14 protein-coding genes are annotated in these 14,805 nt (G+C 30.0%); 12 read left to right on the top strand and 2 right to left on the bottom strand.

The genetic code is table 11. From position 1 onward, the window contains the following. The first annotated feature begins 727 nt into the window (after positions 1-727). The 6 genes from BM119_RS18425 to BM119_RS18400 all read left to right on the top strand — a co-directional run bounded on the left by BM119_RS18425 (position 728) and on the right by BM119_RS18400 (position 6,234). Positions 728-1,369: a redox-sensing transcriptional repressor Rex gene (locus BM119_RS18425; RefSeq protein WP_090043178.1), complete on the top strand. Its 642-nt coding sequence runs from the start codon at positions 728-730 to the stop codon at positions 1,367-1,369. Positions 1,370-1,592: 223 nt separating this feature from the next. Then, positions 1,593-2,375 carry a short-chain-enoyl-CoA hydratase gene (locus BM119_RS18420; RefSeq protein WP_090043177.1) on the top strand — a complete coding sequence of 261 codons (783 nt, stop codon included), beginning with the start codon at positions 1,593-1,595 and terminating at the stop codon, positions 2,373-2,375. A gap of 23 nt (positions 2,376-2,398) precedes the next feature. Further along, positions 2,399-3,538, top strand: a complete 1,140-nt coding sequence (locus tag BM119_RS18415; RefSeq protein WP_090043176.1) for an acyl-CoA dehydrogenase — start codon at positions 2,399-2,401, stop codon at positions 3,536-3,538. Positions 3,539-3,550: 12 nt separating this feature from the next. Continuing rightward, the gene (locus tag BM119_RS18410; protein WP_090043175.1) at positions 3,551-4,330 is read left to right on the top strand and encodes an electron transfer flavoprotein subunit beta/FixA family protein; all 780 of its coding nucleotides are present in this window, start codon (positions 3,551-3,553) and stop codon (positions 4,328-4,330) included. A gap of 18 nt (positions 4,331-4,348) precedes the next feature. Next, entirely contained in the window at positions 4,349-5,353 is a 1,005-nt protein-coding gene (locus BM119_RS18405; protein ID WP_090043174.1) for an electron transfer flavoprotein subunit alpha/FixB family protein, read from the top strand. Positions 5,354-5,385: 32 nt separating this feature from the next. Beyond that, entirely contained in the window at positions 5,386-6,234 is an 849-nt protein-coding gene (locus BM119_RS18400; RefSeq protein WP_090043173.1) for a 3-hydroxybutyryl-CoA dehydrogenase, read from the top strand. 59 nt (positions 6,235-6,293) lie between these two features. Here the strand turns inward: BM119_RS18400 and BM119_RS18395 are convergent, their stop codons facing one another. Then, on the bottom strand, positions 6,294-6,959 hold the full coding sequence (locus BM119_RS18395; protein ID WP_090043172.1) for a hypothetical protein: 666 nt from the start codon (positions 6,957-6,959) through the stop codon (positions 6,294-6,296). Positions 6,960-7,160: 201 nt separating this feature from the next. Between BM119_RS18395 and BM119_RS18390 the strand changes: the two genes are divergently transcribed. The 4 genes from BM119_RS18390 (at position 7,161) to BM119_RS18375 (ending at position 11,245) form a co-directional block, all read left to right on the top strand. Further along, positions 7,161-7,622 carry a hypothetical protein gene (locus BM119_RS18390; protein WP_090043171.1) on the top strand — a complete coding sequence of 154 codons (462 nt, stop codon included), beginning with the start codon at positions 7,161-7,163 and terminating at the stop codon, positions 7,620-7,622. A gap of 132 nt (positions 7,623-7,754) precedes the next feature. Continuing rightward, positions 7,755-8,642, top strand: coding sequence for a sulfide/dihydroorotate dehydrogenase-like FAD/NAD-binding protein (locus BM119_RS18385; protein WP_090043170.1), 888 nt, complete (start codon positions 7,755-7,757; stop codon positions 8,640-8,642). After that, on the top strand, positions 8,642-10,024 hold the full coding sequence (gene gltA, locus BM119_RS18380) for an NADPH-dependent glutamate synthase (RefSeq protein ID WP_090043169.1): 1,383 nt from the start codon (positions 8,642-8,644) through the stop codon (positions 10,022-10,024). Before BM119_RS18385 ends, gltA begins: the two co-directional genes overlap by 1 nt. A gap of 318 nt (positions 10,025-10,342) precedes the next feature. Further along, complete coding sequence (locus BM119_RS18375; RefSeq protein WP_090043168.1) at positions 10,343-11,245, top strand: DNA-3-methyladenine glycosylase family protein; 903 nt, start codon at positions 10,343-10,345, stop codon at positions 11,243-11,245. 50 nt (positions 11,246-11,295) lie between these two features. Here the strand turns inward: BM119_RS18375 and BM119_RS18370 are convergent, their stop codons facing one another. Next, positions 11,296-11,946 (bottom strand): TIGR01906 family membrane protein, encoded by a 651-nt coding sequence (locus BM119_RS18370; RefSeq protein WP_090043167.1) that lies wholly within the window; start codon positions 11,944-11,946, stop codon positions 11,296-11,298. Positions 11,947-12,389: 443 nt separating this feature from the next. Here BM119_RS18370 and BM119_RS18365 point away from each other — a divergent pair, with 443 nt between their 5' ends. Then, positions 12,390-12,659, top strand: coding sequence for a co-chaperone GroES (locus BM119_RS18365; protein WP_090043166.1), 270 nt, complete (start codon positions 12,390-12,392; stop codon positions 12,657-12,659). Positions 12,660-12,692: 33 nt separating this feature from the next. Further along, positions 12,693-14,321, top strand: a complete 1,629-nt coding sequence (gene groL / locus BM119_RS18360; protein WP_090043165.1) for a chaperonin GroEL — start codon at positions 12,693-12,695, stop codon at positions 14,319-14,321. Positions 14,322-14,805: the final 484 nt, after the last annotated feature.

The raw sequence follows: 14,805 nt of genomic DNA, 5'->3' as shown, positions 1-14,805 counted from the left end.
CTTCCTGATTCTAAAACTTCCTTAACAAATGAAACTCTTTGATCTTCTGAAAACTTTCTTGCAAATCTTTTTTTCTCCATGCCTTAGACCTCCTAATCATCTTAAAACTATTTTACTTTGTTTGAGTAAACATTGTCCATCCTAATTAGGGGGCCTATAGGTAAGAGTTTAAGAAATTGACAATTGACGATTGAAAATTGACAATTCAAGGATAAATCTTCTAAGGAAGATTTTAAAATTTAAAAAATATAATTTAGAGAAAATCTGTGATTTTCAACCTGAACTTTCAACTTTCCACTTTATATTTAGGAAGTCTGTGACTTCTAACAATAATCGTCAATTGTCAATTATCAATTGTCAATTAAAAAATGGCGTAGCCCTTTGTTCTATAATTGTATGAATATAACTTTAAAGCTATATAGTGTTAATAAAAATATTTAAAAAACCTTGATAAATCACGATATTATATAAAAAATGTAGCCACATATCAAAAAACAATAAGATATAAGAGGATAATACTTTAAAATCTCATCTTAAAAGCTTATAATATTTTAAAATATGAGGTATAATTATAATAGGATAAAACGTACTAAAAATGTTGTATGTAGATAAATTAACATTGTTATAGTAAAATTTAGTAAGTGTTATTGTAATTTGTGTTGAAAAAAATATATAATTAAATGAATTTTTTAAAAGTAAATTACTTTAACATAGAAGAGGTGTAGAAATGGAGAAGAAAAAAAATATATCTATGGCAGTTATAAAAAGGTTACCTAAATATCATAGATATTTATCAGAACTTCTAAAAAATGATGTTGATAGGATATCATCTAAGGAGTTAAGCGAAAAAATAGGATTTACGGCGTCTCAAATAAGACAGGATTTAAATTGTTTTGGAGATTTTGGACAACAGGGTTATGGATATAATGTAAGAGAACTGTATAGACAAATAAGTAATATTTTGGGATTGACAAAGGAATATGATATTGTTATCATAGGTGCAGGTAATATAGGGCAGGCTATTGCAAATTATAATAGATTTGAAAAGTTAGGTTTTGTATTAAAAGGTATCTTTGATGCTAACCCAAAACTTATAGGAATGAAAATAAGAGATATAGAAATTCAAGACATAGATAATTTAGAAGGATTTCTATCACAAAATTCCATTGATTTAGGGGTTATATGTGTACCAAGAGTTAATGCTCAAAAAATTTGCACATCGTTAGTTAATAATAATGTAAAAGGCATTTGGAATTTTGCTCCAGTAGATTTAGTTGTACCGGAAGATGTTACAATAGAGAATGTTCATTTAAGCGAAAGTTTACTTACTCTTGCCTATTTGTTAAATGAGAGGTCAGAACAAGAGTAAATTATTATAAAATCGTTATAAAAATTAAGTTTTATTTAAAAATTCAAAAAAAATCGACAATTTGTTGAAAAATTAGTATAGCAACTATATAATAATAATTGAAGCGAGAACTTCAATTATTTTTTTATAAAAACTTGTTACATACTTAACAAAGAATAAAAAATTTCAATTTATTCTAAAATATGTATAAAAGTTTGGCCAAAAAATAAAAAGGGGGATACAAATGGAATTTAAAAATGTCCTTTTTGAAAAAGAAGGTAAAATTGCTATTGTAACTATTAATAGACCTAAAGCATTAAATGCATTAAACACAGAAACTTTAAAAGAGTTAAATTGTGTTTTAGATGTTTTAGAGCAAGATGATGATATCTACGCTGTTATTTTAACAGGGGCTGGTGGAAAAGCTTTTATTGCAGGAGCAGATATAACTGAAATGAAAGACTTTAACACAATAGAAGGTAGAAAATTTTCTGTACTTGGAAACAAAGTTTTCAGAAGATTTGAAACTTTGGAAAAGCCAGTTATAGCGGCTATACCAGGATTTGCATTAGGTGGAGGTTGTGAACTTTCAATGGCATGTGACATAAGAATTGCATCAGAAAAAGCGAAATTTGGACAACCAGAAGTTGGTCTTGGAATAACACCAGGATTTGGAGGAACTCAAAGATTAGCTAGATTAGTTGGGGATGGACGTGCTAAGGAAATAATTTATACATCTAGAATAGTAAAAGCTGATGAAGCTTATTCAATAGGATTAGTAAATAAAGTGGTTGCACCAGAGAATTTAATGGATGAAGCTAAGAAGATGGCGAACTTAATAGCATCTCAAGCACCTATAGCTATTAAATTTTCAAAAATTGCAATAACAAGAGGAAAACAATGTGATATAGATACAGCTTTAATGTATGAAGCTGAAGTATTTGGAGAATGTTTTTCAACAGAAGATCAAAAAGAAGGTATGAATGCTTTCGTTGAAAAAAGAGATAAAAATTTTAAAAATAAATAAGGTTTCAAGGGGGTAAATCCACAATGAATTTTATTCTTTCAAAAGAACAAGAATTAGTAAGACAAACTGTAAAAGAGTTTGCTCAAAATAAAGTTAAACCAATAGCTGCTGAAATAGACGAAACTGAAAGATTCCCAATGGAAAATGTGAAATTAATGGCTAAATACGGAATGATGGGAATACCTTTTTCAAAAGAATATGGTGGAGCTGGTGGAGATACTTTAGCTTATATATTAGCTGTTGAAGAATTATCTAAGGTTTGTGGTTCAACAGGTGTTATATTATCAGCTCACGTTTCTCTATGTGCATCATTAATAGATCAATTTGGAACAGAGGACCAAAAACAAAAATACTTAACTTCATTGGCAAAGGGTGAGAAAATAGGTGCATTTGGATTAACTGAACCTAATGCAGGTACTGATGCATCTGGACAACAAACAGTGGCAGTATTAGATGGTGATAATTACATCCTTAATGGAAGTAAAATATTCATAACTAATGGTGGAGTTGCAGACGTTTTTATAATATTTGCTATGACAGATAGAAGTAAAGGCGTTAAGGGAATATCAGCATTTATAGTAGAAAAATCATTTGAAGGATTCTCAATAGGAAAACTTGAAAATAAAATGGGAATAAGAGCATCCTCAACAACAGAGCTTGTAATGGAAAATTGTATAGTTCCAAAAGAAAACTTAATAGGAAAAGAAGGTAAAGGTTTTGGAATAGCAATGAAGACTCTTGATGGAGGAAGAATAGGTATAGCTGCACAAGCTCTTGGCTTAGCAGAAGGAGCATTAGATGAAGCTATAGCATACATGAAAGAAAGAAAGCAATTTGGAAGACAAATAGGTGCTTTCCAAGGACTACAATGGATGGTAGCTGAAATGGATACTAAGATTGAAGCTGCTAGATGGCTAGTTTATAAAGCTGCATTCCTTAAAGATCAAAAAATGCCTTATTCAGTAGAAGCTGCAAGGGCTAAATTGTTTGCTGCTGAAGTAGCTATGGAAGTTACTACTAAGGCTGTTCAAATATTTGGTGGATATGGATATACTAAAGAATATCCAGTTGAAAGAATGATGAGAGATGCTAAAATAACTGAAATATATGAAGGAACTTCAGAAGTTCAAAGAATGGTTATTTCAGGAAGTATATTAAAATAGGGGGTAATACTCATGAAAATAGTTGTTTGCATTAAGCAAGTTCCAGATACTACTGTTGTTAAAATAGATCCAAAAACAGGTACATTAATAAGAGAAGGTGTACCATCAATAATAAATCCAGAAGATAAGCATGCTTTAGAAGAAGCTTTAGTTTTAAAAAATACTTATAACGCCCATGTAACTGTTATAACTATGGGACCACCACAGGCTAAGGATGCATTAAGAGAAGCTTTAGCTATGGGAGCTGATGAAGCTATATTAATAAGTGACAGAGCATTTGCAGGAGCAGATACATTAGCTACTTCTGAAGCTTTAGCAGGAGCATTAAGAAAATTAGAATATGACATAATATTTGCAGGAAGACAAGCTATAGATGGAGATACTGCTCAAGTAGGACCAGAAATAGCAGAACATTTAAATATTCCTCAAGTTACTTATGTTCAAGAAGTTAAATTTGAAGATAATAAATTCACAATCAATAGAGCTTTAGAAAACGGATACGAAATTTTAGAAGTTCAAAGTCCAGTATTGTTAACTGCAATAAAGGAATTAAACGAACCAAGATATATGAATTCTTGGGACATATATGCATCTGCAGATAAGGAAATAAAATTATGGACTGCTGATGACATAGATGTAGATAAGAGCAAGCTTGGATTATCAGGTTCTCCAACTAAGGTTAAAAAGTCAATGACTAAAGAAGTTAAAGGTCAAGGAGAAATAATAAATAAACCAGCAGGAGAAGCTGTTGAATATTTATTATCAAAATTAAAGGAAAAGCACTACATCTAAAATAGGGGGTAAAGAAACATGAATTTAGATCAATATAAAGGTGTTTGGGTATTTGCTGAACAAAGAGATGGAGAGCTTCAAAAGGTTTCTCTTGAACTTTTAGGAGAAGGTAGAAAACTTGCTGATAAATTAGGTGTAAAATTAACTGCATTATTACTAGGAAATAATGTTAGTGATATGGCTGCAAATGTTGCAAGTCACGGAGCAGACGAAGTTTTGGTTGTAGAAGATGAAACTTTAGCACATTATACAACTGATGGTTACACAAAGGTTATATGTGAATTAGTAGAAGAAAGAAAACCAGAAATATTATTTATAGGAGCTACATTTGTTGGTAGAGATTTAGGTCCAAGAGTTGCGGCTAGATTAAGAACAGGTCTTACTGCAGACTGTACTTCTTTAGATATAGATGAAGAAGGAAAATACTTATTAGCAACAAGACCAGCTTTTGGTGGAAACCTTATGGCAACAATAGCTTGTACAGATCATAGACCTCAAATGGCAACTGTAAGACCTGGAGTTTTTGGTAAACTTAAGGAAGATAAAGTTAATGCAGGTAAGATAGAGACTGTTAAAGCAAATATTTCTCAAGATGATATAAGAACAAAAATTGTTAAAGTAGTTAAAGAAAACAAAGTTATAGAAGATATAGCAGAAGCAAAAATTCTTATTTCAGGTGGTAGAGGTGTTGGAAACAAGGAAACATTTAAACTTCTAGAAGAACTTGCAGAAGTTATGGGAGGAACAGTATCAGCTTCAAGAGCTGCTATTGAAAACAACTGGTTAGATAAAAACTATCAAGTTGGACAAACAGGAAAAACTGTTAGACCAAATGTATATATAGCTTGTGGTATATCAGGAGCAATACAACACGTTGCAGGTATGCAAGATAGTGATGTTATTATAGCTATAAATAAAGATGAAAATGCTGCTATTATGAAGTTAGCAGATTATGCTATAGTAGGAGATTTAAATAAAGTTATACCTGAATTAATAAAACAATTCAAGGAAATTGATAACTAACATACGGAATATCTAATTTAGGGGGAATTTAAATGAAAAAAATATTTATTCTTGGGGCAGGAACAATGGGAGCAGGAATAGCTCAGGCTTTTGCTGCAAAAGGATACGAAGTAATAATAAGAGATATTAAAGATGAGTTTGTTGATAGAGGATTAGCTGGAATAAATAAGAGTCTTACTAAATTAGCTGGTAAAGGAAAAATAACAAATGAAGCTAAAGAAGAGATTCTTTCAAGATTATCTGGTACTACAGATTTATCTTTAGCAGCTGACTGTGATTTAGTAATAGAAGCAGCAGTTGAAAATATGGATATTAAGAAACAAATATTTAGAGAATTAGGTGAAATGTGTAAAGAAGAAACAATATTAGCTTCTAATACATCATCACTATCAATAACAGAAATAGCTTCAGCTACAAATAGACCGGATAAAGTTATTGGAATGCATTTCTTTAATCCAGCTCCAGTAATGAAGTTAGTTGAAGTAATAAGAGGAATAGCTACATCTGAAGAGTGCTTTAATGCAGTTAAAGAATTAGCTATTGCAATAGGCAAAGATCCAGTTGAAGTAGCAGAGGCACCTGGATTTGTTGTAAATAGAATATTAATTCCTATGATAAATGAAGCTATATGTGTTCTTGCTGAGGGAGTAGCTTCAGCTGAAGATATAGATAAAGCTATGATGCTTGGAGCAAATCATCCAATGGGACCATTAACTTTATCAGACTTCATAGGAAACGATATAGTGTTAGCTATAATGGAAGTATTATATGAAGAAACTGGGGATTCAAAATATAGACCTTGTACTCTTTTAAGAAAATATGTAAGAGCAGGTTATTTAGGAAGAAAAACAAAGAGAGGTTTCTTTGATTATAATAAATAATAATAATAAGAGGTTGTATCTAGGGATACAACCTCTTTTTTTTAGTAGATTATAATTAGTTACCTTTTATTGGTATCAAATCCTTTGATACATGATTTTTTTACCAAATCTAAAGCTTTTTTATTTAGGTATTCCTCATTTCCACAGGTACCTTGGAGTATACAACAATATTTACTAATGGTCACAGGTGAACCTGCTAAGGATTTAGCTTTAAGTGAATATGATAATAATTCATCCTTATTGTCTTCAGTATTAAAGTATGTTTTTTTAAAATCACCTTCAAATACTTCACATTTCATTGCATAAGTTGTAATATTATCATCGCAGTTATTCAATAGGCACATGTATGCACCTTTACTAGAGATGTCTTTACATATAGTTTTAAAGTCTTTATGAAAGATATCCTTACTTAGATAAGGTATAAAGGTAAAATTACAATTAAAATTATTATTAGGAGATATAGTTAATTTAGTTGAAAATAAATCTTTAGTTTTAGCATTAAATAGTACTTTCAAATATAATTTGAAAGAAAAATCATCTTTAGAATAAAAGGCAGAAAAATTTAAAACACCCTTTTTATAACTAATATAATGTTCACATTGACTTACATTGAATTCATTAAGGTTAAGTTTATTATTATCAATAAGTACGTCAATACCAACTATAGGATCATTAATAAGTTTTAATATGTTTTCGTTAAAAGGTTCTAAAAGATTAGTAAACACAAGACTTCCTCCATAAGAAATAGCTTTATAATATATAATGTATGCACATAGTTAAAAAGTGTTAAAAAGTTTTTGAAATTAATAAAAATAACTAAATATTCTAAAGAATATATTTTTTCAGAAGTATTGGAATAAGATGTCCACAAACTTAATATTATGTGTTAAAATTATACTAAATGGTAGGTATGGGGAGGGGATTCAGTGTCAAGAAAAGGTTTTTTAACATCTCTAGCATTATCAGTGTTTATGGGGGGGCTATCATATTTTATAAAAATTCCTTATACACTAATACTTGTAGGTGTATTTTATTGTTTAATGAGTTTATTTTTATTAAAAAATAAGAAAATGTATATAAGAATAAAGGAAACAATAAATAGAGATGCCTATAGAGAGTATGAAAAAAAAGATAAAGAATTTAAAACTTACATAAAGGATAATGCATATTCATATTTACTAATAGGATTAGTATTTTTATACTTAGGTTATAGAGTTATTAGTGGAATTTTTTCATATGAATATAGTATGATGGTAAGTGTAGTTATATTTTTAAATTATTTAATAGAAGTATACTCTATGAAGAGTAGTAAAACTTGGACCGGTTATAAGCAAAAGAGTGGATTGCTAAACATAGCATTGGTGTCTATAGCAATGGTATTAGTCTAAAATAAGTTTAAAAACTTAATTATATTAAGTTTTATATAAGGCACATTCAAAAAATAATAAGTTAGTATGTTAGTATATTTCACTTGTTATTTTCTTTCATGTGACTAAGACATAAAATAGGGGGATTAAGTTATGTACAAGATTCTAAAAAAAAGGCTCTTAACTACAAATATATACTTAATGGATATAGAAGCAAAAAGGGTTGCAAAATCATGTAATCCAGGACAGTTTGTAATTGTAAAAATGGATGAAAAAGGAGAAAGAATTCCTTTAACAATTTGTGATTATGATAGGGAAGTTGGAAGTGTAACAATTGTGTTCCAAACTCTTGGAGGATCAACTAAGGAAATGGCAGAATATGAAGAAGGACAATATTTTTCAGATTTTGTTGGACCTTTAGGACAACCTTCAGAATTGGTTCATGAAAACTTAGAAGAATTAAAGAAGAAAAACATATTATTTGTTGCAGGTGGAGTTGGAACAGCACCTGTATATCCTCAAGTTAAATGGCTAAAAGAAAGAGGAATTACAGCAGATGTAATAATAGGTGCTAGATCAAAGGACATGATTATATTAGAAGAAGAAATGAAAGAAGTAGCCAATGTGTATGTCTCAACTGATGATGGTTCTTATGGATTCAATGGTAGGGTTACTGATTGTTTAAAAGATTTAGTTGAAAACAAGGGCAAAAAATATGACCAAGCCATAGTAATAGGACCTATGATAATGATGAAGTTTATGTGTATGATGACTAAAGAATTAAATATACCAACAGTTGTAAGCTTAAATCCTATAATGGTTGATGGTACTGGTATGTGTGGTGCTTGTAGAGTTACAGTAGGAGGAGAAGTTAAATTTGCCTGTGTAGATGGACCAGAGTTCAATGGACATATTGTAAATTTTGATGAAGCAATGAGAAGACAGACAATGTATAAGACAGAAGAAGGAAGATCTACATTAAAAGAACAAGAAGGGGATACACATCATGGCGGATGTGGACATTGCGGAGGTGATAAATAATGGATAGATTCAAGAAAATACCTGTTAGAGAGCAAGATCCAAAAGTTAGAGCTACAAACTTTCAAGAAGTTTGTTATGGATATAATAAAGAAGAAGCTATGGAAGAAGCATCAAGATGTTTAAATTGTAAGAATCCACTATGTGTTACAAAGTGTCCAGTAAGCATAAACATACCTGAATTTATAAAATGTGTTAAAGAAGGACATTTAGAAGAAGCTGCTAAAGTAATAGCTAAATATTCTTCATTACCAGCAGTATGTGGTAGAGTATGTCCTCAGGAAAGTCAATGTGAAGGAAAGTGTGTTCTTGGTATAAAGGGTGAAGCTATATCTATAGGTAAACTTGAAAGATTTGTTGCAGACTGGTCAAGAGAAAACAACATATCATTGGCATATGTTGAAGAAAGTAAAGGAAAAAAGGTAGCAGTAATAGGAAGTGGTCCAGCAGGACTTAGTTGTGCAGGTGATTTGGCTAAGAAAGGATATGATGTGACTATATTTGAAGCTCTACATGAGCCAGGTGGAGTTTTAGTTTATGGTATTCCAGAATTTAGATTGCCAAAAGAATCAGTTGTTAAATACGAAATAGAAAATATAAAGAAACTTGGTGTTAAGATTGAAACTAATGTAATTGTAGGAAAAACAGTTACAATAGATGAACTTATGAATGATGAGAATTTTGATGCTATATTTATTGGATCTGGTGCAGGTCTTCCTAAGTTTATGGGAATACCAGGAGAAAATTCTAATGGCGTATTTTCAGCAAATGAATTTTTAACAAGAAGTAATCTTATGAAAGCATTTAAGGAAGAATATGCAACACCTATAAGGGTTGGAAATAAAGTTGCCGTAGTTGGTGGCGGTAATGTTGCAATGGATGCAGCAAGAACATCATTAAGACTTGGTGCTGAAGTTCATATAGTTTATAGAAGATCAGAATCAGAACTTCCAGCAAGAGCTGAAGAAGTACATCATGCTATGGAAGAAGGAGTAATATTTGATTTATTAACTAACCCACTTGAAATACTTGCAGATGAAAAGGGATGGGTTAAGGGAATGAAATGTATAAAAATGGAGCTTGGAGAACCTGATGCATCAGGAAGAAGAAAACCTGTAGCAATAGAAGGTTCTGAGTATGTTATAGATGTAGATACAGTTATAATGTCTCTTGGAACATCACCAAACCCATTAATTTCATCAACAACTCCAGGTCTTGAAATAAATAAGAGACAATGTATAGTAGCTGAAGAAGATACAGGGCTAACATCTAAAGGACAAGTTTATGCAGGTGGAGATGCTGTTACTGGAGCGGCAACAGTAATACTTGCTATGGAAGCAGGTAAGAAAGCAGCTAAAGCTATTGATGAGTTTTTAAGTAAATAAATTTAATAATATGCGAGATAAGCTATTTTTTAAAATGCTTATCTCGCTTTTTTATGTAAGCAAGTTAAGGATGAAAGCTTTTTAGGAAGACTTTAAAATAAAAAAATAAGAAAATCTGTAATTTTTAGACTCAATTTGTCACTTGTCACTGCAAATTTGTTACTTAAAAATATATTTTGTATTATATTCTAGAAAATTCATATATTAATTATAGATATTATATTAAACATGTTGAAACTATAAAAAAAGTATACTATGATAAAGTTAATAAGGAATAAGCTATGTTAACAAATAATAATTGTTTAGAAAGGAGAAGTTATGGATTTTAAAAATATTGATGAATTTGATAGAGGAATAATAATAAAAAATGTTACAAATTTTGAACTTAATCATATATTTGATTGCGGACAATGTTTTAGGTGGGAAAGGCAAGAGAATGGGAATTATATTGGGGTAGCATACGGAAAGGTTATAGAAGTAGAAAAAAACGGTGATGACGTTTATTTGTATAACTCAACAAAGGATGATTTTAATAATATGTGGATGAATTTTTTTGATTTACAGAGAGATTACCAACTTATTAAGGAGGATCTCGCAAAAGATTCTATATTAAAAAAATCAGTTGAATTTGGAAGGGGCATAAGGTTATTAAGACAAGAACCTTTTGAAATTGTCATTAGTTTTATAATATCAGCTAATAACAGAATACCAATGATTAGAAGAGCTATTAATAAAATAAGTGCTAAATGGGGAAAGGCTCTAGAGTATAAAGGAAAAACATATTATTCATTCCCTACATTAGAAACACTAAGTAAAGTTACAGAAGAAGAATTTCAAGAGTGTGGAGTTGGTTTTAGGGCGAAATACATAAAAGATACTGTAGATAAAATATATAAATGCAGCATCTCTGATTTTGATGATAAAAGTTTTGATCTGGATTACATACAATCTCTAGATGATGACCAATGTCATAAAGTATTGCAAAGTTTTTCTGGAATAGGGCCTAAGGTTGCAGATTGTATTATGTTATTTTCTATGGATAAATACTCAGCATTTCCAGTAGATGTATGGGTAAAAAGGGCAATGCAGCACTTCTATGTAGCACCAGATGTCTCTCTTCCTAAAATAAGAGAATTTGCTAGAAATAAATTTGGGGATTTATCAGGATTTGCTCAGCAATACCTATTTTATTATGCAAGAGAGAATAAAATAAAAATATAATTTTTATAATCAGGCATCTTCAAGAAATAATAGACAAGAGTACTTAGTTATTATTTTTTTCGACAAACCTCAGATATTATGTTTGGAGCAATAATTAAAAATAATAAAAATATGCATATAAATTCATATATTAATAAAGAAGCTGAAAAAATATCCATAAAAAACTTTTCAGGTAACATAGTGATTACTGGATCAGTTGAAGTATTAAATATCCAATAGCTATTGTTAAAAAGTATTTTATGAAAAAAGTTAAAGAACCAATTAAAGTCTAATGAAAAAATTAATAAAAGTATTATTGGAAATGTCATACTTAGCATTATAGGGCGTTTAATTTTATTAAGCATATTATTTTTATATGAATATATTATAAATAATATTGATATAAATAGAGAAATTATGTTAACAATATAATTGGTGTGAACTAATAATCTAACTTGCTTAAAGTGGTATTCTCCATTGTAAGAATTTTTGAAATCAGGAATAGATAATTCAGTTGACTTAGGACTATTCAAATAGGTTATTAAATATTTATAATTTTTATATAAAGTTTCTTTTGGCAAATTAGTAGAATGAACTATATTAAGTTTATCTATTTCATAATTATATATAAAGCTAAAATTTATAGTTATGGATATAGTTAAGGTTATAATTAACAAATAAAGATTCAATATTCCTAATATGTATATACATTTTTTAAACATAAAACCATCTCCAACCTAAGTACTACTTAAGGCACATTCAAAAAATAACAAGTCAGTATGGTAGTCTATTTCGTGCCATACTGCGGCAGTAATATTAGTCCATAGCTAAATATTACATCCTTGTTTGGCACGAAATATACATGGCATCTTTGACTTGTTATTTTCTTTTATGTGCCTATATAAATTATTGGTAAAAATGTAAAAAAATATTCTGAAAATTTAACATTAGGAGCAATTTAACATAAAATGATGAAAAATTAAGCTATAGCTAAATAAAAGAATGAAATGGAAGTTAATCATGGATAATTAAATTTTAAGATAATTTGTTAAATTTGATGTAAAGGTAATAATACATTATCATAATAGGTGTTAGCACTCGATGCTAATGAGTGCTAATAACAAAAAGATAAAAATAAATTTATATATATCAAGGAGGGTTAAAAATGATAAGACCACTTGGAGACAGAGTTGTAATAAAAAGACTAGAAGCAGAGGAAACAACAAAGAGCGGAATAATACTTACAGGAAATGCAAAGGAAAAGCCACAAGAGGCTGAGGTTGTAGCTGTAGGACCAGGAACTGAGAAGGTTAAAATGGAAGTTAAGGCTAAGGATAAAGTACTTTTTTCTAAGTATGCTGGAACAGAAGTTAAAGTTGATGGAGAAGAATATATAATAGTTAAACAAGAAGACATATTAGCAATTGTTGAGTAATAAATTAAAAAGAAATCATAGGAGGTATTTAAAATGGCTAAAAGTATAATATTTGGTGAAGAATCAAGAAGAGCTATGCAAAAAGGTGTAGATATACTTGCGGATACAGTTAAGGTAACTTTAGGACCTAAGGGTAGAAATGTAATATTAGATAAAAAATTTGGATCACCATTAATAACAAACGATGGTGTTACTATAGCAAGAGAAATAGAATTAGAAGATCCATATGAAAACATGGGTGCTCAATTAGTTAAAGAAGTTGCAACAAAAACTAATGATGTAGCCGGAGATGGAACTACAACAGCAACATTATTAGCACAAGCTATAATAAGAGAAGGATTAAAGAATGTTACGGCTGGAGCTAATCCAATGTTAATAAGAAAAGGTATAAATAAAGCTGTTAAGAATACTGTTGAAGAAATAAAATGTATTTCTAAACAAGTTAATGGAAAAGAAGACATTGCTAGAGTTGCAGCGATATCTTCAGCTGATGAGGAAATAGGTCAACTTATAGCAGATGCTATGGAAAGAGTTGGAAATGAAGGCGTTATAACTGTTGAAGAATCTAAATCTATGGGAACAGAATTAGATGTTGTAGAAGGAATGCAGTTTGATAGAGGATATGTAAGTGCTTACATGGTAACAGATACTGAAAAAATGGAAGCAAACATAGAAGATGCATATATACTAATAACAGATAAGAAGATAACAAATATTCAAGATATACTACCTGTATTAGAACAAATAGTTCAAACAGGTAAAAAGTTAGTTATAGTATCAGAAGATATAGAAGGAGAAGCAATGGCTACATTGGTAGTCAATAAATTAAGAGGAACATTTACTTGTGTTGCTGTTAAAGCTCCAGGATTTGGAGATAGAAGAAAAGAAATGCTTCAAGATATAGCTATATTAACTGGAGGAAAGGTTATTTCAGAAGAACTAGGTGGAGATCTAAAGGATGCTACAATAGAAGACCTTGGAAGAGCTGAAAGTGTTAAGATAACTAAGGAAACTACTACAATAGTAAACGGAAAAGGCTCTAAAGAAGAAATTCATAATAGAGTGCATCAAATAAAAACTCAATTAGATGAAACAACTTCTGAATTTGATAAGGAAAAACTTCAAGAAAGATTAGCTAAACTTTCTGGTGGAGTTGCAGTTATAAAAGTTGGAGCTGCTACAGAAACAGAATTAAAAGAGAGAAAGCTTAGAATAGAAGATGCTTTAGCAGCTACAAAAGCAGCTGTAGAAGAAGGAATAGTACCAGGTGGTGGAACAGCATTTATAACAGTATTAAATAAAATTGCAGAATTAACTGATGAAAATCCAGATGTTCAAGTTGGTATAAATATAATATTAAGATCTCTAGAGGAACCAATGAGACAAATAGCTACAAATGCTGGAGTTGAGGGTTCTGTAATAATAGAGAAAGTAAGAAATAGTGAACCAGGAATGGGTTACGATGCATTAAATGGAACTTATATTAATATGATAAAGGCTGGAATAGTTGACCCAACTAAGGTTACAAGATCAGCACTTCAGAATGCAGCATCTGTTGCTGCGACATTCTTAACAACTGAAGCTGCAGTAGTAGATCTTCCAGAAAAAAATCCAGTTGCACCAATGGGAGCACCAGGAATGGGAATGGACGGAATGTATTAAAAATTTATTAAAATAGATTTAAAAAGGTAGAAGTATTTTATACTTCTACCTTTTTTACTTTATATGATATTATAAAATTTCAAATCTGTGGATAACTTTGATAACTATTAAAATATATAGATTTTTTAGTTGATAATTGAAGGTTGAGAGTTCAGAGTGAAGGATAAATCTTCTTAGGAAGATTTTAAAACCTAAACTTTCAACTTTCCACTCTCAACCTTCAACTTTATATTTAGGAAGTCCGTGACTTTCAACAATAATCGTCAATCGTCAATTCTCAATTGTCAATGAAAAAAGGGCGTAGCCTTTTGTTCTTCTCTAATAAATTTTTAAAGGCAAATTTTTGAATAACTTTGAGAAGCACTTTATATAGTTAAAAGTTGAAAACTTTAATGAGTGACAAGTTATGAGTTACAAGTGAAAGTTGAGGATAAATCTTCTTAGGAAGATTTTAAAACTTAAAAAATACAATTAAAGAAAATCT

Source organism: Clostridium frigidicarnis, assembly GCF_900111985.1.
Taxonomy (GTDB): domain Bacteria; phylum Bacillota; class Clostridia; order Clostridiales; family Clostridiaceae; genus Clostridium_Z; species Clostridium_Z frigidicarnis.
This window is presented reverse-complemented; position numbering and strand designations above follow the sequence as displayed.

Bases quoted from the DNA above. Each gene is read 5' to 3' on its own strand.
- BM119_RS18425 (WP_090043178.1), top strand. From the start codon at position 728: ATGGAGAAGAAAAAAAATATATCTATGGCAGTTATAAAAAGGTTACCT.
- BM119_RS18420 (WP_090043177.1), top strand. From the start codon at position 1,593: ATGGAATTTAAAAATGTCCTTTTTGAAAAAGAAGGTAAAATTGCTATT.
- BM119_RS18415 (WP_090043176.1), top strand. From the start codon at position 2,399: ATGAATTTTATTCTTTCAAAAGAACAAGAATTAGTAAGACAAACTGTA.
- BM119_RS18410 (WP_090043175.1), top strand. From the start codon at position 3,551: ATGAAAATAGTTGTTTGCATTAAGCAAGTTCCAGATACTACTGTTGTT.
- BM119_RS18405 (WP_090043174.1), top strand. From the start codon at position 4,349: ATGAATTTAGATCAATATAAAGGTGTTTGGGTATTTGCTGAACAAAGA.
- BM119_RS18400 (WP_090043173.1), top strand. From the start codon at position 5,386: ATGAAAAAAATATTTATTCTTGGGGCAGGAACAATGGGAGCAGGAATA.
- BM119_RS18385 (WP_090043170.1), top strand. From the start codon at position 7,755: ATGTACAAGATTCTAAAAAAAAGGCTCTTAACTACAAATATATACTTA.
- gltA (WP_090043169.1), top strand. From the start codon at position 8,642: ATGGATAGATTCAAGAAAATACCTGTTAGAGAGCAAGATCCAAAAGTT.
- BM119_RS18375 (WP_090043168.1), top strand. From the start codon at position 10,343: ATGGATTTTAAAAATATTGATGAATTTGATAGAGGAATAATAATAAAA.
- BM119_RS18370 (WP_090043167.1), bottom strand. From the start codon at position 11,946: ATGTTTAAAAAATGTATATACATATTAGGAATATTGAATCTTTATTTG.
- BM119_RS18365 (WP_090043166.1), top strand. From the start codon at position 12,390: ATGATAAGACCACTTGGAGACAGAGTTGTAATAAAAAGACTAGAAGCA.
- groL (WP_090043165.1), top strand. From the start codon at position 12,693: ATGGCTAAAAGTATAATATTTGGTGAAGAATCAAGAAGAGCTATGCAA.